Source organism: Enterobacter cloacae complex sp. HYC033_NIDB (genome assembly GCF_056673335.1).
In genome coordinates this window covers 1,306,149-1,329,049 of record NZ_CP115123.1, presented here as the reverse complement: position 1 = coordinate 1,329,049, position 22,901 = coordinate 1,306,149, and the positions used below count along the sequence as shown (strand labels likewise).

The 22,901-nt window shown below is 57.2% G+C and carries 20 protein-coding genes; 9 read left to right on the top strand and 11 right to left on the bottom strand.

The genetic code is table 11. The features are described 5' to 3' along the window. Nucleotides 1-365 precede the first annotated feature (365 nt). From treR to O1721_RS06285, 4 genes are all read left to right on the top strand, one after another. Complete coding sequence (gene treR, locus O1721_RS06300) at nt 366-1,313, top strand: trehalose operon repressor TreR (protein WP_017383908.1); 948 nt, start codon at nt 366-368, stop codon at nt 1,311-1,313. 127 nt (nt 1,314-1,440) lie between these two features. Then, the gene (gene treB / locus O1721_RS06295) at nt 1,441-2,859 is read left to right on the top strand and encodes a PTS trehalose transporter subunit IIBC (protein ID WP_020480548.1); all 1,419 of its coding nucleotides are present in this window, start codon (nt 1,441-1,443) and stop codon (nt 2,857-2,859) included. A 51-nt stretch (nt 2,860-2,910) separates the two neighbouring features. Then, entirely contained in the window at nt 2,911-4,566 is a 1,656-nt protein-coding gene (treC, locus tag O1721_RS06290; protein WP_479953684.1) for an alpha,alpha-phosphotrehalase, read from the top strand. A 134-nt stretch (nt 4,567-4,700) separates the two neighbouring features. Beyond that, complete coding sequence (locus O1721_RS06285) at nt 4,701-5,447, top strand: oligogalacturonate-specific porin KdgM family protein (RefSeq protein ID WP_032668656.1); 747 nt, start codon at nt 4,701-4,703, stop codon at nt 5,445-5,447. A gap of 8 nt (nt 5,448-5,455) precedes the next feature. Here O1721_RS06285 and O1721_RS06280 read toward each other — a convergent pair whose 3' ends face one another. Further along, the gene (locus O1721_RS06280; RefSeq protein ID WP_015572516.1) at nt 5,456-6,115 is read right to left on the bottom strand and encodes a MurR/RpiR family transcriptional regulator; all 660 of its coding nucleotides are present in this window, start codon (nt 6,113-6,115) and stop codon (nt 5,456-5,458) included. A 179-nt stretch (nt 6,116-6,294) separates the two neighbouring features. Between O1721_RS06280 and O1721_RS06275 the strand changes: the two genes are divergently transcribed. The 5 genes from O1721_RS06275 to nrdG all read left to right on the top strand — a co-directional run bounded on the left by O1721_RS06275 (nt 6,295) and on the right by nrdG (nt 13,973). Beyond that, nucleotides 6,295-7,692 (top strand): PTS fructose transporter subunit IIC, encoded by a 1,398-nt coding sequence (locus O1721_RS06275; protein WP_071842881.1) that lies wholly within the window; start codon nt 6,295-6,297, stop codon nt 7,690-7,692. Between the two features lie 10 nt (nt 7,693-7,702). Then, nucleotides 7,703-10,300, top strand: a complete 2,598-nt coding sequence (locus tag O1721_RS06270) for a glycoside hydrolase family 38 N-terminal domain-containing protein (protein ID WP_479953682.1) — start codon at nt 7,703-7,705, stop codon at nt 10,298-10,300. Nucleotide 10,301: 1 nt separating this feature from the next. Next, nucleotides 10,302-10,874 (top strand): PTS sugar transporter subunit IIA, encoded by a 573-nt coding sequence (locus O1721_RS06265; RefSeq protein ID WP_032647030.1) that lies wholly within the window; start codon nt 10,302-10,304, stop codon nt 10,872-10,874. 368 nt (nt 10,875-11,242) lie between these two features. Continuing rightward, nucleotides 11,243-13,381: an anaerobic ribonucleoside-triphosphate reductase gene (gene nrdD / locus O1721_RS06260; RefSeq protein WP_015572514.1), complete on the top strand. Its 2,139-nt coding sequence runs from the start codon at nt 11,243-11,245 to the stop codon at nt 13,379-13,381. Between the two features lie 127 nt (nt 13,382-13,508). Next, complete coding sequence (gene nrdG, locus O1721_RS06255) at nt 13,509-13,973, top strand: anaerobic ribonucleoside-triphosphate reductase-activating protein (protein ID WP_032647029.1); 465 nt, start codon at nt 13,509-13,511, stop codon at nt 13,971-13,973. Between the two features lie 32 nt (nt 13,974-14,005). On the opposite strand, the gene O1721_RS06250 is transcribed toward nrdG, so the two are convergent. From O1721_RS06250 to O1721_RS06205, 10 genes are all read right to left on the bottom strand, one after another. After that, complete coding sequence (locus O1721_RS06250) at nt 14,006-15,916, bottom strand: BglG family transcription antiterminator (RefSeq protein ID WP_023295816.1); 1,911 nt, start codon at nt 15,914-15,916, stop codon at nt 14,006-14,008. 19 nt (nt 15,917-15,935) lie between these two features. Next, nucleotides 15,936-17,072, bottom strand: a complete 1,137-nt coding sequence (locus O1721_RS06245) for a lactonase family protein (protein ID WP_023295815.1) — start codon at nt 17,070-17,072, stop codon at nt 15,936-15,938. A gap of 115 nt (nt 17,073-17,187) precedes the next feature. Beyond that, the gene (dagF, locus tag O1721_RS06240) at nt 17,188-17,928 is read right to left on the bottom strand and encodes a 2-dehydro-3-deoxy-phosphogluconate aldolase (RefSeq protein WP_015572511.1); all 741 of its coding nucleotides are present in this window, start codon (nt 17,926-17,928) and stop codon (nt 17,188-17,190) included. Next, entirely contained in the window at nt 17,925-19,043 is a 1,119-nt protein-coding gene (locus tag O1721_RS06235; protein WP_017383914.1) for a DgaE family pyridoxal phosphate-dependent ammonia lyase, read from the bottom strand. The genes dagF and O1721_RS06235 overlap by 4 nt, the downstream gene beginning before the upstream one ends. Next, nucleotides 19,027-20,160, bottom strand: a complete 1,134-nt coding sequence (locus tag O1721_RS06230; RefSeq protein ID WP_032647026.1) for an amidohydrolase/deacetylase family metallohydrolase — start codon at nt 20,158-20,160, stop codon at nt 19,027-19,029. The genes O1721_RS06235 and O1721_RS06230 overlap by 17 nt, the downstream gene beginning before the upstream one ends. 42 nt (nt 20,161-20,202) lie before the next feature. After that, on the bottom strand, nt 20,203-20,844 hold the full coding sequence (locus tag O1721_RS06225; RefSeq protein ID WP_015572508.1) for a DUF4310 family protein: 642 nt from the start codon (nt 20,842-20,844) through the stop codon (nt 20,203-20,205). A gap of 13 nt (nt 20,845-20,857) precedes the next feature. Continuing rightward, the gene (locus O1721_RS06220; protein WP_006810337.1) at nt 20,858-21,634 is read right to left on the bottom strand and encodes a DUF4311 domain-containing protein; all 777 of its coding nucleotides are present in this window, start codon (nt 21,632-21,634) and stop codon (nt 20,858-20,860) included. A 22-nt stretch (nt 21,635-21,656) separates the two neighbouring features. Continuing rightward, on the bottom strand, nt 21,657-21,956 hold the full coding sequence (locus tag O1721_RS06215) for a DUF4312 family protein (protein ID WP_006810338.1): 300 nt from the start codon (nt 21,954-21,956) through the stop codon (nt 21,657-21,659). A gap of 2 nt (nt 21,957-21,958) precedes the next feature. Then, nucleotides 21,959-22,321, bottom strand: a complete 363-nt coding sequence (locus O1721_RS06210) for an SFCGS family glycine-rich protein (protein WP_006810339.1) — start codon at nt 22,319-22,321, stop codon at nt 21,959-21,961. Nucleotides 22,322-22,331: 10 nt separating this feature from the next. Next, nucleotides 22,332-22,670, bottom strand: coding sequence for a PRD domain-containing protein (locus O1721_RS06205; RefSeq protein ID WP_026080657.1), 339 nt, complete (start codon nt 22,668-22,670; stop codon nt 22,332-22,334). Nucleotides 22,671-22,901 lie beyond the last annotated feature (231 nt).

Sequence of the window (22,901 nt, the reverse complement as noted above, 5' to 3'; positions counted from 1 at the left end):
AAGGCGGACGCAGTTTTCCCGCAGGCGTGGCAAAGCCGTACCTGTCAGGCACTTAATTTATCAAGCAGGAACGTATGAACGTTGCTGCCTCACGCCGGTGAGACAGCAAAAGGCTGGCTTACCGGAAAGAAGGTTTTCTCCTGGTCAGGAGAGGTGTGGGATCGGGATCCATGTGGCCTCCGGTAAGTAAAAAGTTGGGTATCGGCACGCAGTATAGTGATTTATCCATACCGTTTGTGACTAATCGGGCGGTATTATAACGCCCTGCAAATAAACCGAACGTAAACCAGACTTTGCCCATAGCGAATTCGCAGGATAGCATTAGGCTCAATTGATTATTTTATCGTTGTTACAGGGAATACAGCATGCAGAACCGCCTTACGATTAAAGATATCGCGCGTTTAAGCGGCGTGGGGAAATCGACTGTCTCACGCGTGCTGAACAACGAAAGCGGTGTCAGCGAGCGCACACGCGAGCGCGTCGAGGCGGTGATGAATCAGCACGGTTTTTCCCCTTCCCGCTCCGCGCGCGCCATGCGCGGGCAGAGCGATAAAGTGGTCGCCATTATTGTCTCGCGTCTGGATTCCCTCTCCGAAAACCTCGCCGTACAGACGATGCTGCCCGCGTTCTACGAGCAGGGCTACGATCCGATCATGATGGAGAGCAAGTTCTCCGCGCAAATGGTGGAGGAGCATCTCGGCATGCTTCAGCGCCGTAATATTGATGGGGTGGTGCTGTTCGGATTTACCGGCCTAAAAGAGGACGTGCTTAAACCCTGGCAGCCGTCACTGGTGCTGCTGGCGCGCGACGCCAGCGGGTTTGCCTCTGTCTGTTACGATGACGAAGGGGCGATCGTGATCCTGATGCAGCGCCTGTATGAACAGGGCCATCGGCATATTAGCTATCTCGGCGTGCCGCATGCCGACATCACCACCGGCAAGCGTCGCCACGAAGCGTACCTGGCGTTTTGTAAAAAACACAATCTTCCCGCCGTGGCCGCGCTGCCCGGTCTGGGTATGAAACAGGGATATGAACAGGTCGCCAGCGTGCTGACGTCACAAACCACCGCCCTGGTATGCGCCACGGATACCCTTGCATTGGGTGCGAGCAAATATTTGCAGGAGCAGCGCATCGGGGAACTGCAATTAGCGAGCGTGGGAAGCACGCCACTGATGAAGTTCTTACACCCGGAGATTATAAGCGTTGATCCGGGTTACGCCGAGTCTGGCCGGCAGGCTGCCGCGCAGCTGATCGAGCAGATTACCGGGCGAACCGAGCCCCGTCAGATCGTTATTCCAGCCCATCTCTCATAATTCTTTTGAATAGATTATTGTGATCTTCGCCCGATTTCGGGAACGTTCCCATTTTCGCCGTCACGTTGAAGGAGTAGGCTTGCGCACAGGTCATAACCCCTATCACCATCTGTCATGAGGTTTCATGATGAGTAAAGTCAAACAAACAGATATCGATCAGCTGATCGTCCTGGTCGGCGGACGCGATAACATCGCCACCGTCAGCCATTGCATTACCCGCCTGCGCTTCGTGCTGAACGATCCGGCCAAAGCCAACCCGAAGGCCATTGAAGAGCTTTCTATGGTTAAAGGCTGCTTCACCAACGCCGGGCAGTTTCAGGTGGTGATTGGTACCGAAGTGGGCGATTACTATCAGGCTCTGCTGGCGACTACCGGGCACTCTTCCGCCGATAAAGAGCAGGCGAAGAAGGCCGCGCGCCAGAATATGAAATGGCATGAGCAGCTTATTTCCCATTTTGCGGAGATCTTCTTCCCGCTGCTGCCAGCGCTGATCAGCGGGGGCTTAATTCTGGGCTTCCGTAACGTCATCGGCGATGTGCCAATGAGCGACGGCAAAACCCTGGCGCAGATGTACCCGGCGCTGCAAAGCATCTATGACTTTCTGTGGCTGATTGGCGAAGCGATCTTCTTCTATCTGCCAGTCGGGATCTGCTGGTCCGCGGTGCGTAAGATGGGCGGAACGCCAATTCTCGGTATCGTGCTCGGCGTGACGCTGGTCTCTCCGCAGTTAATGAACGCTTACTTACTTGGTCAGCAAACGCCAGAGGTGTGGAACTTCGGCCTGTTTACCATCGCCAAAGTCGGCTATCAGGCGCAGGTGATCCCGGCATTGCTGGCGGGCCTGGCGCTGGGCTTTATTGAGACGCGCCTGAAGCGCATCGTGCCGGATTACCTCTATCTGGTGGTGGTCCCGGTCTGCTCGCTGATCCTGGCGGTGTTCCTGGCGCACGCCTTTATCGGTCCGTTTGGCCGCATGATTGGCGACGGCGTGGCCTTCGCGGTCCGTCACCTGATGACCGGCAGCTTCGCGCCAATCGGTGCCGCGCTGTTTGGCTTCCTCTACGCTCCGCTGGTGATCACCGGCGTGCACCAGACCACGCTGGCGATTGATATGCAGATGATCCAGAGCCTCGGCGGTACGCCTGTCTGGCCGATCATCGCCCTGTCTAACATTGCGCAGGCCTCGGCGGTAACCGGCATCATCATCGTCAGCCGTAAGCACAACGAGCGAGAGATCTCCGTTCCGGCTGCCATCTCCGCTTACCTCGGCGTCACTGAACCGGCGATGTACGGTATCAACCTGAAATACCGCTTCCCGATGCTCTGCGCGATGATCGGCTCCGGTCTGGCGGGCTTGCTGTGCGGCCTGAACAGCGTGATGGCGAACGGGATTGGCGTCGGCGGCCTGCCGGGTATCCTCTCCATTCAGCCCGCGTTCTGGCAGGTATTTGCGCTGGCGATGGCGGTGGCGATTATCATCCCAATGGCGCTGACTACTGTGGTTTACCAGCGTAAGTTCCGTCAGGGCACGTTGCAGATTGTTTAATTCTCTCTTTCGGGGCGCAGTTGCGCCCCTTCGCATTTGCAGGAACGTACTATGAATACCCTTCCTCACTGGTGGCAGAACGGCGTCATCTATCAGATTTACCCAAAGAGTTTCCAGGACACCACCGGCAGCGGCACGGGCGATCTGCGCGGCGTGACGCAGCGCCTGGACTACCTGAAAACCCTCGGCATTGACGCCATCTGGCTGACGCCGTTTTATATCTCCCCGCAGGTGGATAACGGTTACGACGTGGCGAACTACACTGCCATCGATCCGACCTACGGCACGCTGGACGACTTTGACGAGCTGGTTGCCCGGGCGCATGAACGCGGCATCCGCATCGTGCTGGATATGGTCTTTAACCACACGTCCACGCAGCACGCCTGGTTCCGTGAGTCGCTGGATAAAGCGAGTCCGTACCGCCAGTTCTATATCTGGCGCGACGGTACGCCGGATACGCTTCCCAACAACTGGCGCTCCAAATTTGGCGGCAACGCCTGGCGCTGGCACGCCGAAAGCGAGCAGTATTATCTGCACCTGTTCGCACCGGAGCAGGCGGATCTCAACTGGGAAAACCCGGCGGTGCGCGCCGAGCTGAAAAAAGTGTGCGAGTTCTGGGCCGATCGCGGCGTGGACGGCTTGCGTCTGGACGTGATTAACCTGATTTCAAAAGATCAGGATTTCCCGGACGATACCCTCGGCGACGGTCGCCGCTTCTACACTGACGGGCCGCGCATCCACGAATATCTCCAGGAGATGAGCCGCGACGTCTTTACGCCGCGTAATCTGATGACGGTGGGCGAGATGTCCTCCACCTCGCTGGAGAACTGCCAACAGTACGCGTCTCTTGACGGCCGCGAGCTGTCGATGACCTTCAACTTCCACCACCTCAAGGTAGACTACCCCGGGGGCGAAAAATGGACGAAGGCGAAGCCGGACTTCGTGGCGCTAAAAACCCTTTTCCGCCACTGGCAGCAAGGGATGCACAACAAAGCCTGGAACGCGCTGTTCTGGTGTAACCATGACCAGCCGCGCATCGTGTCGCGCTTTGGTGACGAAGGGGAACACCGCGTGGCGGCGGCGAAAATGCTCGGCATGGTGCTGCACGGGATGCAGGGCACGCCGTATATCTACCAGGGTGAAGAACTGGGTATGACCAACCCGCATTTCAGCCGTATCACCGACTACCGCGACGTGGAAAGCCTGAACATGTTCGCCGAACAGCGGGCTAACGGTCGCGATACGGATGAACTACTGGCGATTCTGGCGAGTAAGTCACGCGATAATGGCCGCACGCCGATGCAGTGGGACGCCTCGCATAATGCGGGCTTTACCGAGGCCGAGCCGTGGATTGGCGTCTGCAACAACTACGAAACCGTGAACACCCGCGCGGCGCTGGACGACCCCGATTCGGTGTTTTACACCTATCAGTCGCTGATTCGCCTGCGCAAAACCTTGTCGGTACTGACGTGGGGAGACTATGAAGATTTGCTTCCGGATCACCCTTCCCTGTGGTGCTACCGCCGCCAGTGGCAGGGACAAACGCTGATGGTGGTGGCGAACCTGAGCCACGCGCGCCAGCAGTGGCAGCCCGTCCCCGTAGAGGGAGCATGGCGGGTGGCACTCAGTAACTATGACGAGGTTCCCTCCCGACCCGATACGTTGCTATTGCGCCCGTTTGAAGCTATCTGGTGGGTGCAGGAATAAACCTCAGGAGATACAGCATGCTGTATCTCTTTTTTTATGTTTAGCGATACGCTAAATGTACGACGATAACTTTTACAATATGGCGCACTCAAAATAAAAATAGCCTGCCAATTAAATAACCTCGGCAGGATATTATGAAAAAGATAATTATTAAAGCAACGTGTATTAGCGCATTATTATTGAGCACACAGGGATGGTGCGGGAATACGTCCGTCGACCTTCGCTTTGGTCATAATACGCGCTCAGACGTAAATGATTCACGCATTAAGGTCATGCATCAGGCGAATAACGGTTTTTACTTCTCCGTTGAAGCCGCACAGAACCATAATAATACGTTTTTTGGTGATACCGACAGATATAATCCCGACGACAAGGGGTTAACGGAAGCGGCACAGGAAATCGAAACGCGCTGGCGTTTTGATCTGGGAAATGGTTTCGCCGTTGCGCCTGGCATGGTGACGGTTTTCACCGCCAGCAATACGCATTACCGCCCCTTCATTCAGGGCTGGAAAGCCTTCGATAACGGTCTGAATCTCTCCGCCCGTTACCGCTATAACACCGTCAATGACGCGCACAGCGATAAAGAACTCGACGGCAGCGGTTATACTCGCCGCCAGTCACACCAGTTCGACATTTGGTTCGCGTATAACATCGGCAAATTCGGTATGTCCTATAACCCGCGCTTCCGCTGGCAGGATAACGTCGATCAGGGAACCGGGGATGACACCTACTGGGAGCATACCGTCGCGTTCAACTACAAGCTCGACGATGGCTGGACGCCATACGTCGAACTGGTTTCACTGGATAAAACGTACATCAATAATGACGGCAACCATGAAAATGATTATGCCGTACGTCTGGGAATAGTGAAGCAGCTCTGACGGCCTGACTACACCGTATCGTGCTGTAGCAGCCTACAGCCGATACGGTCCACGGCGCTCAACAGTTCAAGCTGCCCTTCCCGCTGATACAGCGAAACCGCGTTAATGTCGATTGGTAACGGCCAGCATAGCGTTGAGATCGACGCCAGTGTCGACCCCTGACGGGTAATCGCAATAATCTTCAACCCTTTGCGCAGCGCGTTACGCGCCATTTCAATCAGCGACTGCGTCTCCCCGGATTTACTGATCAACACCAGCGTCCCCTTCGATACGCGTGTCAACTGGTGCATGTCATTCAAAATAAGGTGCGGCAGGCTCGCCAGCGACAAAAAGCGCGACAGGTAGTTGAGGCTGGTGAGCGAGGCTCCCCGTGCGTAAAGATAGATATGGCTGGAATGCGTAAGCAACCTGGACACGTCTGTCACAATATCATCCGGCTGCGGCCCCACGTCGGGTGTAGCAGGTGCAGGTGTAAAATGGTCGCGTAAAAAACGGTACCGAAGCTCGGTATAGCTTTTATAGCCCATTTTTTTACATACACGATTAACGGATGTTGTCGTGGTAAAGGTATCACGGGCAATCTCTTTTGCCGATATATTAGAAATATTACACGCATGATGCTGAATGTATTCAAATATCAAACGTTCACTTCCCTGGAATGAATTCATCTATTACGCCCCGTTTAATCCCGAGATGATATTAACACAACAGAGAAATAGTCTCTGGAAGGCGCTTCACACATTGCATTTACGCGTATCACGATACGTAATTAGTATTAGCAAACATTAAAAACTGTTTTAGGTTCTCTTTATACTTCCCCTGTTTTCACATCCAGGGAATTATGACAATGACGAAACAAAAAGTTGTCGCGGTAACGGCCTGCCCGACAGGTATCGCACACACCTTTATGGCGGCGAATAAAATTATTGCATGGGCTAACGAGCACAATATCGAGGTAAAGGTCGAAACGCAGGGCAGCGACGGCGTTAAAAACCGCTTAACAAAACAGGATATCGCCTCCGCCACGGCCATTATTCTGGCAACCGACGTTCCCATTCAGGATGCCGAGCGTTTTGAAAACATTCCTCACCTTCAAACCCGCACACAAGAGCTGATCAAACATACCGATCGCTATCTGCGTCAGGCGCTGGCAAAGGAAAAAAACGTCACCACTGTCGCACAAGAAGACGATCTTCAGCGTTCGGCTTACCAGATTTTTATTGGCCATATTATGGCGGCCATCAGCTATATGCTGCCGGTGGTGGTGATGGGCGGGCTGATGATGGCGACGGCCAAAATAACCGGGCAGTTTATTAACATCGAACATTCGCCGTTCAGCGTGCTGGATAAAGTGGGCTTTATGACCATTAAGTTCATGTATCCCGTTTTTGCGATGTATCTGGCGTTTTCCATTGCCGGTAAACCGGCACTCATCCCCGGTCTTATTGGCGGCATCATGTCAGACGAAGTCTATAAGCGCTTCTTTGATATCGAAGGCTTTATGCCATCCGGCTTTTTCGGCGCCATTGGTATCGGCTTTTTTGTGGGCTATCTGGTGCGCTGGCTCAATGATTCGATTCACGTCCGCCAGCAGCTCACCACCATTAAAACCATGCTGCTCGTCCCGCTGATCACCGGCATTACGCTGGTGATGGTCATGGAATATTTGATTAACCCGATTTTTGGCTCGCTTAACCAGCTGATGGTGGTCTTTTTTACCTCGGCAGGTGACACCGGGCGCGGGTTCTATTCCGCGATGATCGCCGCGGGCACCGCGTTCGACCTGGGCGGTCCGGTCAACAAGGCGGCAGGCTCGGTCGCGCTCGGCCTGAACGGCATGAGCGAGACGTTTGATTTAACCGCCCGCGAACTCTCCATCGTGATCCCCTCCATTGGCGTCGGCTTTGCTGCGTTCCTCAACGGCCGCTTTGGATTACCGGATGTCTTTAGCCAGGAAGAGAAAACCGTTGGTAGCACCTCGTTGTTGCTGGGCGTGATTGGGATCTCCGAAGGCGCGATCCCGTTCATCCTGAAAAACCCACGTCTGATCCCGGTATTCATGACCGGTGCCGTCGCCGGCGCGCTGGTCGCCATTACCCTTGGCGTGAAGCAGACGCTGCCTCTGCCAGCCGTCTGGGGCTGGCCGCTGGCGACTAATGTAGCGGGCTACCTGGCGAGCGTCTTTATTGGCGCACTGATTTGCGCCCTGGGCGTGCTCTATGTCAGCCCAAAGAACGCCAGATAAGGGGAACGTCATGAATCAGATCCACGTCATTGCCCATACGCACTGGGATCAGGAGTGGTATTTCACCCGTCAGGACAGCATGGTGCTGGCGTCATATAATTTTGCGGACGTCATCAACACGCTGGAGCAGGACTCCGCTTACACCTGCTATCACCTTGACGGACAGATGGCGGTAGTGGAGGACTTTCTCGCCATCAATCCTGATTATCGCGCCAGGCTGGAAAAGCTGGTCAGAGAAAAAAGGATCTTCGTAGGGCCATGGTATACCCAGACGGACACCTACAACGTGCATGGCGAATCGATTATCCGCAACCTGAAGTACGGCATTTTTTCTGCCCGGACGCTGGGGCATGCGATGCAGGTTGGGTATCTTCCGGATACCTTTGGCCACAATGCGCAAATGCCCACGATCTTGCAGGGCTGCAATATCGACAATATCGTCTTCTGGCGCGGTATCGATCACGACAGGCACGCCAAAAGCAGCCAGTTCCTCTGGCGCGCACCCTCAGGTGCGACCGTCATCGCCTGTGCGATGGCGCTCGGTTATGGCGCGGCTAAAAACATGCGTTCGGAAGCCTCCCATCTCCGGGGAAAAATCTACCCGATGACCACACTTTTGCGTTCACGGGCCGGTCTAAACGACCTGCTCCTGCCCTGCGGCGGCGATCAGGTCAGCATCGACCCGGCGCTGCCGAAAATCCTGGAGGTCGCCAGCGCACAGTCCCCGGATCAGGACCGTTACTTCATCAGCTCTCTGGAGCGTTATGTAGAAACCCTTCGCGCGCAGCGTGAACAGTTTGAGCTCCTGGAAGGAGAGCTGAAATCGCCGCGCTACACCCGCATCCATAAAACGATCGGCTCCGTGCGCTACGACATCAAAAAGAAAAACGATGAGGTTGAACAGTTCATCCTGCGACAGCTGGAGCCGACAATCGCAATGGCGCGTCACCAGGGGGTTCCGGTCAACCTCGCGGTAGTCGACACCCTCTGGAAAAAGCTGTTGCGAAACCATGCCCACGATTCCATTGGCGGCTGTAATAGCGATGCCACCAACCGCGACATTCTGCATCGACTGGAACAAACCGAACAGCTGTGCCATAGCCTGTGGAATCTGGTGGTGAAAACCCTGGCCGCCGCCTGCGTTCAGGATGGCGACCTGCTGATCTTTAACCCGCTAGCTACCCCAACGCAGCGCGTGGTGATAACCACCCTGTATAGCCGGGCGGATAATATCGCCATGACGCATCAGGGGCAGCCCATCCCTTTCGGCGTCCTGGAAAGAGACATTCTGCCCGGCGGAACGGCGATCTCCCTTACCGCCGAGGGCGAGTGCGAGACGCCCCTTCTCCCTTATTACCGCTGGCACGTTGCGGTAAAGACACCGGTTCTGCCGCCGATCGGCTATCTCACCGTTAACGTTGAAGAAGACCCTGCACCTTTCCTGGCGTCTGAAAAGATAAAGGGCAGCGAGATTGAGAATGCGCATTATCGACTGTCGCTGGATGCCGGAACGCTTACCCTGCATGACAAACGCAGCGGCAGACGTATCCCCTCTTTCTTTACCTTTGAAGACTGCGCGGACGCGGGCGACAGCTACGATTTCTCACCGCTTGCGGGCGACGCGCCGACGCGCTGTTCGCATTTTACGCTCGTCGACGGCGTAAAAACGCCGCTTGTCGAAAAGCTGACCGTCGAGGCCACAATGCGTCTTCCGCAGGATCTCGCCAGCCGTCAGGATACGGCCCGAACGCCGTTATCCATTCGTCTGGTCTGCGAATTACGCCACGACGATCCGAATCTGTATGTCGAGGCTTCGCTGGAAAACAGCCACTGCGATCACCGGCTACGTTTACTGATCGGCAGCGATGTTCACACCCGTCACGCTATCGCCTCACAGCCCTTCGCAATCATCCAGCGCGAAACGGGATATGACGGTGAACACTGGCAAGAACGCTATCGCGAGAAGCCCGTGGATATCGAAACCAGCGAGGGCATTATCGCTGTCACGGAACCGGGTAAAGCGCTGGTTGTGACTAGCCGTGGCATGAAAGAATTTCAGATTATCGGCAGCGAACCCGCTGCTATTGCCCTGACGATGTTTAAATCGACGGGCGTGCTCGGACGCAGCGATCTCGAATGGCGACCGGGTCGGGCCTCCGGCATCAATAATACGGTGGTTGAGACTCCTGATGCCCAGTTGCTGAAACCGTTGCGCTTTTCATTCACCGTCGCGCTGGCCGACAACGCCGACCACCTCACGCTGCGCCAGCTGGAAAATCAGGCGGCTGGACAGCCCTTCACCTACCAACGGCAAACGCTACACACGCTCGATCACCGTCTTGAGCGCTTTTCGTTGCGTCTGCCCGAGCGCAGGCTTCCGGCAGAGTTCTCGCTACTGACCGTGCCGGAGCCGCTCATCCTTTCCGCTCTGCCCCATGCGCAGCTGCTGCATGGCACCGTCTTACGCGTATTTAACGCCGGGACACAACCGGCTCCCGTCCCGGAAAGTCTGGCAGTGTTACGGCAGATCAACTATCTGGAAGAGCCGATGCAACCGGTAACGGCGATCCTCCCCTCCGCAACCTGCGATTTTTTGATTGAGGCTTAATATGAACTTGCTGGCATTGACGCATCCCGATCTGGTGTTTATCAACCCGCCCCAACGTACGCCGGAAGCAGTGATCCGTTGGCTCACCGAGCCGCTCGCCAGGCGGAATGTCATCAACGATCGAGAGGCATTTATCGAAAGCGTTTTACAACGCGAAAGTGAAGGCCCTACCGCGCTGGGTGAAGCGCTCGCCGTCCCGCACGGTAAAACCGAGGCGGTGCAACAGGCGGCATTTTGTCTGGCGCTCTTTGACGATCCGATATGCTGGCCGGGGCTGGAGGGTGATGAAGAGGTGAGGATGGTTTTCCTGCTCGCCATTCCGCCAGCGGAAGCAGGCAGTACGCATATGCACCTGCTGACGACGCTGACCAGCAGACTCACGGATGAGCGGGTGCGTGAGCAATTGCTGGCGGCGCGTACGCGGGAAGAGGCGATGTCTGCCCTGAGTAATGAAGGTTCTCAAAAACAGGACGATGCCCCCGAAAGCTCTCTTCTCATCCCGTTGGTACTGGGCAGCATCGTTACCGTAGCCTTTTTGCAGGCAGGGTTGAGCTGGGTCTGCGGGGTGAGTTAATCGAGCAGCGCTCAGCACAGGCTCTGCTGAGCGCTTGTTTTTGTTGAATAATTAATCAGATTTTTCCTTCGAGTCTTTACAATTGCCCCAGCGCCCGCCGTTTGTACTCTCGTCTTTTTACTTTGTTCTGCATCAAAAAAATCGCAAACTTGTTTGATGCAAATCACTATATGTAGCACTTAAAATGCACGCCGACCCAACATCTTGTATTTATCGTCTACTATTCCAACAACAAGACGGCGCGAACGCTGGCCGGAATTGTGGATAACACGAGCTGGGCACGCGGGAAGTCTTTGCCGCGGCGAGGAATACGTCCGGTGAATACTTCTCCACCTTTGTGGATAACCTGTTTTTAAAATGGAGTGATCATGACACCGCATGTGATGAAACGTGATGGCTGTAAAGTGCCGTTTAAATCAGAGCGCATCAAAGAAGCCATTCTGCGTGCAGCTAAAGCAGCGGGAGTCGATGACGCAGATTACTGCGCCACCGTCGCAGAAGTCGTTAGCAGCCAGATGCATGAACGCAGCCAGGTGGATATCAACGAGATCCAGACCGCGGTTGAAAACCAGCTGATGTCTGGTCCGTACAAGCAGCTGGCGCGCGCCTACATTGAGTATCGTCACGACCGTGACGTCCAGCGTGAGAAACGCGGTCGCCTGAACCAGGAGATCCGCGGCCTGGTAGAGCAAACCAACTCGTCGCTGCTCAATGAAAATGCCAACAAAGACAGCAAAGTGATCCCAACCCAGCGCGACCTGCTGGCCGGTATCGTCGCCAAGCACTATGCCCGCCAGCACCTGCTGCCGCGCGACGTGGTGTCTGCGCACGAGCGCGGTGAGATCCACTATCACGATCTCGACTACTCGCCGTTCTTCCCGATGTTTAACTGCATGCTGATCGACCTGAAAGGCATGCTGACCCACGGTTTTAAAATGGGTAACGCCGAGATTGAGCCGCCGAAATCCATCTCCACCGCGACGGCGGTCACGGCGCAGATCATCGCCCAGGTGGCGAGCCACATCTATGGCGGCACCACCATTAACCGCATCGATGAAGTACTGGCCCCGTTCGTGGCCGAGAGCTTCAACAAACACCGTAAAACGGCGGAAGAGTGGCAGATCCCGGATGCCGACGGTTACGCCCGTTCCCGCACCGAGAAAGAGTGCTACGACGCGTTCCAGTCGCTGGAATATGAGGTAAACACGCTGCACACCGCCAACGGCCAGACGCCGTTTGTGACCTTCGGGTTTGGCCTCGGCACCAGCTGGGAATCACGCCTGATCCAGCAGTCTATTCTGCGCAACCGCATCTCCGGCCTCGGTAAAAACCGTAAAACGGCGGTGTTCCCGAAACTGGTGTTCGCCATTCGCGACGGCCTGAACCACAAGTTTGGCGATCCGAACTATGACATCAAGCAGCTGGCGCTGGAGTGCGCGAGCAAGCGTATGTACCCGGACATCCTCAACTACGACCAGGTGGTGAAAGTCACCGGTTCGTTTAAAACGCCAATGGGCTGCCGCAGCTTCCTCGGCGTGTACGAAGATGAGAACGGCGAGCAGATCCACGACGGGCGCAACAACCTGGGCGTCATCAGCCTGAACCTGCCGCGCATCGCGCTGGAAGCTAAAGGGAATGAAGCGGCCTTCTGGACGCTGCTGGATGAACGTTTACAGCTGGCACGTAAGGCGCTGATGACCCGCATCGCCCGTCTTGAAGGGGTGAAAGCCCGCGTCGCGCCAATTCTCTATATGGAAGGAGCCTGCGGCGTGCGCCTGAAGGCGGACGATGATGTGTCGGAGATCTTCAAAAACGGTCGCGCATCGATCTCTCTTGGCTATATCGGCATTCACGAAACGATTAACGCGCTGTTTGGCGACAAGCACATCTATGACAACGACGCCCTGCGTGAGAAAGGTATCGCGATTGTGCAGCGCCTGCGCGATGCGGTAGACCAGTGGAAAGAGGAAACTGGCTACGGTTTCAGCCTGTACAGCACGCCGAGCGAAAACCTCTGCGATCGCTTCTGCCGTCTGGACACCGCCGAGTTCGGCATCGTGGAAGGCGTGACCGACAAAGGTTACTACACCAACAGCTTCCACCTCGATGTGGAGAAGAAGGTGAACCCGTACGACAAGATCGACTTTGAAGCGGCCTATCCGCCCATTGCGAACGGCGGTTTTATCTGCTACGGCGAGTACCCGAACATTCAGCACAACCTGAAGGCGCTGGAAGACGTGTGGGATTACAGCTATCAGCACGTGCCGTACTACGGAACCAACACGCCAATTGACGAGTGCTACGAGTGCGGCTTTACCGGTGAGTTCGAATGCACCAGCAAAGGCTTCACCTGCCCGAAATGCGGTAACCACGACGCAGCCCGCGTCTCCGTGACCCGCCGCGTGTGCGGCTACCTCGGCAGCCCGGATGCCCGTCCGTTTAACGCCGGTAAGCAGGAAGAGGTGAAGCGCAGGGTGAAACATCTGGGGAATGGGCAGATCGGGTAAGTTCTGCGCAGGGTTTCCCCCTCACCCTACCCCTCTCCCTCAAGGGAGAGGGAACTCTTCCCCCTCTCCCTGTGGGAGAGGGCCGGGGTGAGGGCATCAGCGCGCACACATTCTCTGGACATTTTCTATGCGATACCATCAATACTACCCCGTTGACATCGTCAACGGCCCCGGCACCCGCTGCACCCTGTTTGTTTCAGGCTGCGTCCACGAATGCCCCGGCTGCTACAACAAAAGCACCTGGCGACTCAATTCCGGCATGCCGTTCACCGCGGAGATGGAAGATAAAATCATCAACGACCTGAACGACACGCGCATCAAACGCCAGGGGATCTCGCTCTCCGGCGGCGACCCGCTCCATCCGCAAAACGTGCCGGCGATCCTGAAGCTGGTAAAACGCATCCGCCGCGAGTGCGCGGGAAAAGACGTCTGGGTCTGGACGGGCTATAAGCTGGATGAACTGAATGCGCAGCAGATGGAAGTGGTGGATCTGATTAACGTCCTGGTCGACGGCAAGTTCGTGCAGGATCTAAAAGATCCTATGCTTATCTGGCGCGGCAGCAGCAACCAGGTTGTGCATCATCTGCGTTGAATGAAGGCGGATATCCTCTGTCCGCCTGAACGTCAAAACCGACTCAAACTCTCCATCGCCTCAGCCTTAAACGCCGCAAAATTCTCGCACTGGCACAGGCGCGCCATCGCGCGTTCACGCAGGAAGGTGACAAAGATGTCGTAAATCGCCATTGCCTCTTCGTACTCGCTTTTGCTGATGGCGAGCAGGAAGATGACATGGGCGGTTTCATCTCCCCACTGAATGCCCTGCGGCGCCAGCACGGTGTAGACCACCGTTTTTTGCGCCAGCAGCCCGAGGGAGTGCGGCAGCGCGATGCCGTCGCCGAGCATGGTGCTGACGATGGCTTCACGCTCGATAACCGATTCCAGAAACTCCGCGCCGACAAAACCTTCCCCTTCAAGCTGCCCGCACAGTTCGCGGAACAGCGTTTGCTGGTCGACAGGCTTGTCGAGAATGCGGAAATGGGCCGCGTCGAAGTATTTTTCCAGCATCCACGGGCGGGTGCGATCCACCAGCACCAGCTTGCCGATCTGCTCCAACTGATAATCGGTCGGGAACGGGGCGATCATCACCACCGGTTTGGATTTTTCGCTCACGCGGGCGGTGGAGATCACGAAGTCTTCGCCAATGGCATCGGCAAGCTCGTACTCACGAAGGGTGAGCGTGCGCGTCACCTCAATCTGCGGATATTTACGCTGAAGTACCGCCTCGATCATGCGCACCATCGCGTTACCGGCGTCGCACACCAGCAGCACCCGCGGCTGGCGCTGGTAGCCGATATTGTAATGGCGCTCCAGCCCGACGCCGATATGCAGCACCAGAAAACCAATTTCGTTTTCGCTGATCACATACGGGGTGTATTTGCCCCAGCTCGACACCGCCGCGAGGGTCATATCCCACGCCATCGGGTAGTGCTGCTTGATGTTATCCAGCAGCGGATTGGGGATCATGATTTGATACCGCACGCGGGTAATCATGGTTTTGATGTGCGTGAGCAGATCTGCATGCAGTTGCTCATCGCTCAGCAGGTTGTAGTTATAGTGGGTGTTGATGTAGCGCAGAATGTAGTTGACCAGGGCTTCGTCGTCGTCGGCGTTAATGGCACTGGGGGCGATCTCCTGGATCTGCCGCGCCGCAATGTGCACGCACAGCCAGCTCTCTTCTGACGGCGACAGCGCTTTGCCCGCCAGTTGCTGAATGGTGACGGCGATATCTTTCGCCGCCTCACGCACGTTCTCTTCCACGTCTTCCGCGTGGAATTCCGGCAGCGGATACCCCTCGCTGATGCGCCGCACCGACACCGCGCAGTACAGGCGCAGGAACAGCTCGCCTTCATCGGTCAGGCGAATGTGATGGCGCGTCAGCGCATCGTGCAGCACCGGCACCATCTTTTCCGCCACCCCCGCATTCAGCGCCACGTCGGTCACCAGCGGGTTCAGGCTGTCCTGCTGCGCCAGCTCCCACAGGAGGTCGGTCAGGCAGGCGCGGATCGCCATCTCGCTGCCAAACAGCTTCATCCCGTGGCGCGGGCGGGTTTCCAGCGTCAGGTTGTAACGGTGAAACCACTCACGCACTTCCACCATGTCGCTCTGCAACGTGGCCCGGCTGACGAACCACTCATCGGCCAGATCCTCCAGCTTGAGGGAAAAGGCTGACGTCAGAAAACGCACCACCAGATAGTGTACGCGCTCCGGTCCGGTTCGCGGAATACGCAGCGCGCGCGGGTGGGACGCCTGCAATTGTTGATAGCGCACCACATCATTAATTTTGAGCTGATAGCCGTTGCCCCGGCTCAAAATGAACTGCGCGCCGTGGCTGGCCAGCAGCGCGTTCAGGGCGGTGATATCCGCCCGGACGGTTCGCGTGGAGACCGACAGCCGCTGCGCCAGCTCGTCCTGCGGCAGCGTCTCGTTTTGCAACAGATCGAAAAGTTGCGCTAAACGTTGGTTCGGAAATCGCACGTCGTTGTCCTCTTACTGCTCAGGGTGAAATGACCATCTGGGATGGGCTGCCGACCGGGGTATAGTCTGGCTCGGCGCTCAGCTTGCCGTCCGGCGCCACGCGGAAACGGGTAATGTTGTCGCTGCGCTGGTTCATGACGTACAGCCAGCGACCCTGCTTATCGAGCGTCAGGGTGCGCGGATAGTCGCCGCGCGTCCAGACATCATCCTGATGCGTCAGCGTACCCTCTGCCGTTACGGTAAAGTGCCCGATGCTATTATGCAAACGGTTAGCGACATACAGCTGTTTCCCGTCGGCGCTTAGCGCCAGCCCGGCAGCAAAACTGGTGCCTTTATAACCGTCCGGCAAGGCTGAAACCGTTTTACCCTCTTTCAGCCTGCCATTACTGTCCAGCGCATAATGGGTGAGCGTAGACGCCTCTTCGTTAATCAGCCACAGGGCATCGCCTTTCGGCGTAAAAACGAAGTGGCGCGGCCCGGCCCCTTTTGAGGAGGCGCTGATAAATGGCGGATCGTTCGGAGTCAGCTTCCCGGTTTGATCGTCAAAACGGTACTGATAGATGCGATCCAGCCCCAGATCGGTGGAAAAAACGTATTTCCCGCCCGGATCGGCGGCGATCATGTGCGCATGTGGGCCGTTATGATCGCTGATGGCGAAACTGCCTTCGACGGCAGCTTCCGGCTTCGCCGCACCCGGTTCGCCTTTGTCCTGATGGGTGTCCGTAGCATCGCCCAGGCTGCCGTCTGCGTTAACGGGCAGCACCGCGACAGTTCCGCTGACGTAGTTTGCCACCAGCAGATGTTTGCCGTTCGGCGTCAGGGAAAGATACACCGGCCCCGCGCCGCCGGAGGACACCTGATTCAGCTCGCTCAGCGCGCCGTTATCACCGATGCGCAGCGCCTGCACCACGCCCTGCTCCACTTCGCTTGCCAGATACAGCGTTTTGCCGTCGTGTGAGACGGTTAACTGCGCGGCGTTCGGCAGTTTGCTCACCAGTGTTTTATCGTTCAGCGCACCGGTTTGCGGATCGACGGTAAAGCGGTACAGCCCTTCACCGTTCGGATTATAGGTACCCACCCAGGCGTACTGGGTTTGAGCGATTGCAGAGGTAGCAAGTAAAGAGAGTGAAGCGACAAGCAGGGTACGGGTGTGCATGGTGGCTCCTTCGGGTGTGTGCGGTTTGTTTCCCCTCACCCCAGCCCTCTCCCAAAGGGAGAGGGGGTAAAGGTTCCCTCTCCCGGTGGGAGAGGGTTAGGGTGAGGGGCAGGTTCTACTTAACCAGCTTCTTCGTCATCGCCAGCAGCGTACGCACATCTTCCGGACGCGTATCACCGCTGGCTTTATCGATAATCGAGCTGTAGATATGCGGGATGATTTTGCTCACGCCCGCGTCCAGGGCGATCTGCAAGATCGCCTCGAAGTTCTCCAGATCGATTCCCCCGGTCGGCTCCAGCCAGAAGTCGTGACGGGCGCAGGCTTCCGCCACCGCCTGGTATTCGTCACGGCATTTCAGGCCGCCCATCGGGAAGTACTTGATGGAGCTGCCGCCGAAATCTTTCAGCAGGGCGATAGCGGTTTCAACCGGCACTATGCCGTCCATAGCTGCGCTGCTCAGCGGGCCGGTGGAGATTTTCACCATGCCGACGGTGCCGGTCGGGGAGACCAGACCGTTGACCACGGACTCATTCTGCCCCAGCAGCGCGCGGCTGGTGGCCACGCCGGTAAAGACCTGGTTAACATGCTGCGGCTGCACCTGGCGGGAGATTTCACTCACCATCGCTGACTGGTTCGGGTCGCCCGCGCCCAGCCCCACGGAGAGCGCATTATCAATCAGGGCTGCGTATTCGCGCATGTCCGCAACCGCGCTCGCCACGTCCGGGTAATTTTTGGACAGCACGCCCACCAGCACATGACCTTCCGCCGCCTCGTAAATGGCGCTGGCGTTGGCCTTTGAGCCTGCCAGCACGTTCAGGCAGACGCGGTCACGGTAAAAGTTGGGGGTCAGTTTCATGCTTTTTTCTCCTGTCCTAATACTTCGCTAATGCGGCGGTACACGATGTTCAGCTGGTCAGCATTCACGCTGCGCACGTCCGCCTCGATAATCCCTTCGTTGGCCTTATAGCCACGGAAGTAAATGGCGTATTCGCCCTGTTTCAGCTTCGCCACCAGATCGCCCGTGCCGACGCCCGTAGCGGCTTCGTCGAACTTAATCTCGGTACGGGCGATATCGCGACCGGCGCTGTCCCAGACCACGCGCGCGGTCACGCCGTTCAGGGTGTTCAACGCGTCGATAAACGGCGTCATCTTCGCCACCATCTCGGCCCCGCTCTCTTTGGTCGCCGTCAGGTAGTGTTCGATGGCGCAGGTCAGGCCCAGGATACCCTCTTTGCCCACTTTCATCGCGCGACCAATGCCCGCCGTCTGGCGCTTCACCCACTCAACGTACTGGGTTTTGCCGATCACCAGCCCGCTGGTTGGCCCTTCGATCGCCTTCGCGCCGCTGTAGATCACCAGATCGGCACCGGAGCGGTAGTAGGCGTGCAGATCTTCTTCCGCCGCCGCATCGACGATCAGCGGGAGATCGTGCTTGCGCGCCACGACCGCCGCCTGCTCGACGCTGAGCATGCTTTTCTGCACGCAGTGGTGCGATTTGATGTAGAGGATCGCCGCCGTGCGCGGAGTGATCGCCGCCGCCAGCTGATCGGCAGAGCATTCGTTGGCGTAGCCCGCCTCCACCAGCTTGCCGCCGCCCAGCGCCACCATGGTGCCCACCGGCGCGCCAAAGTTCACGTTGTGGCCTTTCGGCAGGACGATTTCGTTGTTTTCAATCGGTGTGACGTGCAGGTTTTCCAGCAGCCAGTCGCTGTCTTTCACCAGCACCGCCGCCACGGACTGGGCAATGCCCGCCGACGCGCAGGAGACCACCGTCGCCCCTTCCACCTCCAGCAGCTTCGCGATGTATTCCCCGGTTTTATTGACCAGATCCTTCATCTCGAAATAGTGATTCATGCCGTCCATCGCCGCCTGCACCACTTCCGGGCGCGGCGTGGAGACACCCAGCGCCGTCATGCGGCCAGAGGTGTTGATAACCTGCTTTAAGTTGTACTTCTCATAAATCGAAGGCATGTTCCGTGCTCCCTTGTTCGGTCATGTAGCCCTTGCCCGCGCGGATCGCGGCAAGCGGCATCAGAATGTGTTCAGCCTGTAGGCTGTCGTTTTCGGCATCCGTCAGCACCGTCGGCTGGCGCTTGAGCGTAAACAGCGTCAGATCGGCGTCGAGGCCAGGCTGAATGCGGCCTTTGCGCGTCAGGCGCAGGCCGTCGGCGGCGTTGGCCGTGACACAGTCAATCACCTGCGGCAATGACATGCCGATGGCGAGGAATTTCGACATCACGCTCGCCAGCGAGCCGACCGGGCCGTTGATGCGGTTGCGGCAGTAAATATCCGAGCTGATGGTATGCGGCAGAATGCCCATCGCAATGGCGCGCTTCGCCACTTCAAAGCTGAAGCTCGCCGTGCCGTGGCCGACGTCCAGGCGCACGCCGCACTTCAGCGCAGACGTAATGGAGGCGCGTAGCTCGCCGGAGGGCGTCAGAATGCGGTTAGGCTTGCCGTTGTAGCAGTGGGTGATGATGTCGCCGGAGCTCAGCAGTTCGGCAATCTCATCGAGGTTCGGCGGGTTGTTGCCGATGTGCACCATCAGCGGCAGGTCGCCGTTCTCTTTCTGAATCGCTTTCGCGCGCTCCAGCGGGGTGATGCCGTTTTCACCGACCACGCTGCTGCTCATGCGCGCCTTCAGGCCAACGATAAAATCCGGGTGGCGCGTCACCGCCTGCTTCACCGCATCGGCGTCAATATTCGCCATATTGGCCAGCTCATTCTGGGCGATCAGCCCCACGCGGGAGATGTTCAGCAGGGCAAACACCTCGGTGGAGGCTTTGCGGGTGATGGCGTAAAAATCGTCCACGTCGTCGGCGCCGGTGCTGCCCGCGTCCACCACGGTGGTGACGCCGGTGGCAATGCCCACGCTGTCCGGCTCGTCGTGGTAAATCGGGGAGTTCGGGTAGCAGTGGACGTGGGAGTCAATCCAGCCCGCGCTGACGAACACGTCGCCGTTCAGCTCAACCGTTTTGCGGGCGGGAGCGTCAATGTCGCCTGTCGCGGCAATCTTCCCGTCCTGGATGGCGATATCGGTCAGGGTATCGTCGGCGAGGCGCGCACGGCGCAGGAGTAAATCAAACATGAGGATCTCCTGATAAAGCGGGCACCGAAGCGCCCGCGGGTATTAAAGGGCGACCGGGAACAGCCAGCCCAAAATCATTGCGCCGAGGATGGCGCCACCGGTAATCGGCTTCTGCCAGATGTAGAACAGCAGCGCGCCTACCAGGGAACCGACGCCGATTGGAATGGAGGCGGTCATGGCGCTGAGGATAATCAACGGCCCGAGGAAGCGGCCGGAGGCGTTACCCGCGCCCATCATCACGTCTGCGCCGTAGGTGGAGTTGCTCTGATTGATGGTGAACTTACGCGCCAGGATGATGACGTAGCCAATCGCCAGGCCAATCACCAGGCCGGTAATCAGCGCGGCAATGAAGTTGGTCACCGGGAACATGATCCCCGCGCCCAGCAGCAGCGCCGGAACGCCGAGGCCCACGCCGGTCTGGATCGCACCGCCGATATCGAGAATACCCACCAGCGAGCCTTCGATAATACGGGCGAACAGGAAGCTAGCACCGAACGCCGCCACCGCGCCGTAGACGCCGGTATCGATTCCCGCTTTCAGCATCGCCACGAAGGCAACTTCGTTAAACGCGCCGATGCCGTAGAGGTAGTACATGTGCGTCCCGGCGAAGACGCCGGAGGAGAGCAGGCCAACGAAGATCGGGAACGACCAGTCGGCATACCAAAAACCTTTATTCTGTTCCATTTAGAGGCTCCTGTTATTTACCGCTGAGCGAGTTGTGGATCATGTCGAGCCAGTTCGGCACGGTCAGATGGAAGGATTCGATCATCTTCATGTCGAAGCCGCGGAAGAAGCCGCTCAGCACGAAGAGCAGAACGATCGCCGCCATCATCACTTTGGTGACGTGGTTCCAGCCACTCTCTTCAACACCTTTACCAATCAGAATACCCAGTACCAGACCCGGTACGGCGTTACCCATGATCAGCTGTGCCGCGCCGCCAAAGATGGTGGCCCAGAAGCCCGATTTTTTACCCGCGTCGATGGCCGCCAGCCAGAAGATCACCGGCATCACGGTGTTGACCAGCAGGTTCGCCGCCGGTACCAGCACCTTCACGGCGGTCACCTGAAGCGCTGCCGGAACGGAGGAGGCGGTCAGGTTAAGGAAGGTCACAACAATCATGCCGATGATGCCGCAGGCAATCGCCATTTTGCGCGGGTCATGCAGCGTTTCACCGACGTTACGGTTTTTAATCATCAGTGCAGCAGCACCCCAGTTCGGGATGATGCGGTGGTCAACGTCCTGTGTGAAGGCACCTGCGGCCACGGAAGAGGCCCAGGCGTTAAAGAAGAAACCTAACCCAAAGGAGAAGTGGGACGCCGGATCCCCTTCGCAGGAGTTCAGTTCCCCCAACGTACGAAACGCGCCCATACCCTGAGTGGTAGGCGCATGAAACATGCGTGCAGCCCCGGCGCCAACACCGACGCCAACCAGGCCGCCAATGATGAGCGATTTTATTAATATAATTAAGAACATCAGTCTGCCCTTTTATGAATAATCAGCGTTGCGTGACGAAATCCACCTGGTCGAGATTGATGGCGGTCACGTTGACGGTCACATCCAGCTCCACGCTGTAGGTGCGTCTTTCCCGGCGCAAAAAGAAGAACAGAAACGCTTCTTTTCGCACCGCTTCTTGCGCCTGAACAACCTGCACATCCTGTGGCTCAATACGCAGTAAGATATGCGGTGAGGCTTTCATCACCGCAGCCTGAACGTGGTTGAGGGCGTCGGCAAAGGCGCGCGCTTTGGCGTCGCCTTTCCCCTTCACTCTCACCGTGGTTGTGAACTGTTCTTTCATGCTTACGCGCCGTATTTCTTCTGCCACGCCTGTACCAGACGCTCGCCCAGCTCTTCTTTATCCATAAAGCCAAAGCCCAGCACGTTGCAGCCTTCGTTGATGGCGGTCACCCCCTCATCCACGGAGCGCATGCCGTATTTGGCCTTGTAGCCATATTTGGTCTGAGCGGTGATGGCGCCCGCGCCGCCGCTGCCGCAGAAGGAGATCCCGAAGGTGGCGTTTTCTGCTTTCATCACGTCACCGAGCTTCATATCCGCTGCCATGCCCGGTACGACAACCGCGCGTCCGCCGGCTTTTTCCACACCCGCAGCCACTTTCTGACCTTTACCCAGGCGATCGCCAATCACGACTGTAATCTGTTCCATGTGTTGCTCCTTAAAGGTTGTCTTTCGCGACTTCGAAGTGAACGGAGAGCAGCCAGGCCTCTTCATCAGGAAGGTTGCCGAACTGCGCTACCACTTCACGGGCGAGTTGCATTGAATCTGGTGAAATTTCGTCAAACAGCTCTGCTTCAACCTCTGGCAGCGGCTCGCCGGTCACGGACCGGTGCGCCATTGCGCGAACGTGGGAGGTCAGCATCTGCTCCTGTACCGCGTTGGGAATGATGTTGTGCCGGGCCAGCAGGGCGTAGACCTGCTGAAGCATGGTGTTCGCGAGCTGTTCTGTTTGCACCGCCTGTTCCCCAACGTCGTTCATTACCGCTCCGTTAATCACTCGTCTTACCCCGTTAATGGCTCTGGAATAAAACTAACGTCGAGGGGGAATTGTTTGTAGCGAGTTGTTTTCCACTTCGAAGTGGAAAGGCGAGCAGCGGCAGTGATCTGTGCCACATAAATGCGGTGAATCTGTATAAATCGCTGGATTTACGTGATGAATATCACGCTATTACGCGGCATTAGACTGGTAAGCGGAGTGGAAAAGATTACGAGCAGGCTCGTAGAAATG

Bases quoted from the DNA above. Each gene is read 5' to 3' on its own strand.
- treR (WP_017383908.1), top strand. From the start codon at position 366: ATGCAGAACCGCCTTACGATTAAAGATATCGCGCGTTTAAGCGGCGTG.
- treB (WP_020480548.1), top strand. From the start codon at position 1,441: ATGAGTAAAGTCAAACAAACAGATATCGATCAGCTGATCGTCCTGGTC.
- treC (WP_479953684.1), top strand. From the start codon at position 2,911: ATGAATACCCTTCCTCACTGGTGGCAGAACGGCGTCATCTATCAGATT.
- O1721_RS06285 (WP_032668656.1), top strand. From the start codon at position 4,701: ATGAAAAAGATAATTATTAAAGCAACGTGTATTAGCGCATTATTATTG.
- O1721_RS06280 (WP_015572516.1), bottom strand. From the start codon at position 6,115: ATGAATTCATTCCAGGGAAGTGAACGTTTGATATTTGAATACATTCAG.
- O1721_RS06275 (WP_071842881.1), top strand. From the start codon at position 6,295: ATGACGAAACAAAAAGTTGTCGCGGTAACGGCCTGCCCGACAGGTATC.
- O1721_RS06270 (WP_479953682.1), top strand. From the start codon at position 7,703: ATGAATCAGATCCACGTCATTGCCCATACGCACTGGGATCAGGAGTGG.
- O1721_RS06265 (WP_032647030.1), top strand. From the start codon at position 10,302: ATGAACTTGCTGGCATTGACGCATCCCGATCTGGTGTTTATCAACCCG.
- nrdD (WP_015572514.1), top strand. From the start codon at position 11,243: ATGACACCGCATGTGATGAAACGTGATGGCTGTAAAGTGCCGTTTAAA.
- nrdG (WP_032647029.1), top strand. From the start codon at position 13,509: ATGCGATACCATCAATACTACCCCGTTGACATCGTCAACGGCCCCGGC.
- O1721_RS06245 (WP_023295815.1), bottom strand. From the start codon at position 17,072: ATGCACACCCGTACCCTGCTTGTCGCTTCACTCTCTTTACTTGCTACC.
- dagF (WP_015572511.1), bottom strand. From the start codon at position 17,928: ATGAAACTGACCCCCAACTTTTACCGTGACCGCGTCTGCCTGAACGTG.
- O1721_RS06235 (WP_017383914.1), bottom strand. From the start codon at position 19,043: ATGCCTTCGATTTATGAGAAGTACAACTTAAAGCAGGTTATCAACACC.
- O1721_RS06230 (WP_032647026.1), bottom strand. From the start codon at position 20,160: ATGTTTGATTTACTCCTGCGCCGTGCGCGCCTCGCCGACGATACCCTG.
- O1721_RS06225 (WP_015572508.1), bottom strand. From the start codon at position 20,844: ATGGAACAGAATAAAGGTTTTTGGTATGCCGACTGGTCGTTCCCGATC.
- O1721_RS06220 (WP_006810337.1), bottom strand. From the start codon at position 21,634: ATGTTCTTAATTATATTAATAAAATCGCTCATCATTGGCGGCCTGGTT.
- O1721_RS06215 (WP_006810338.1), bottom strand. From the start codon at position 21,956: ATGAAAGAACAGTTCACAACCACGGTGAGAGTGAAGGGGAAAGGCGAC.
- O1721_RS06210 (WP_006810339.1), bottom strand. From the start codon at position 22,321: ATGGAACAGATTACAGTCGTGATTGGCGATCGCCTGGGTAAAGGTCAG.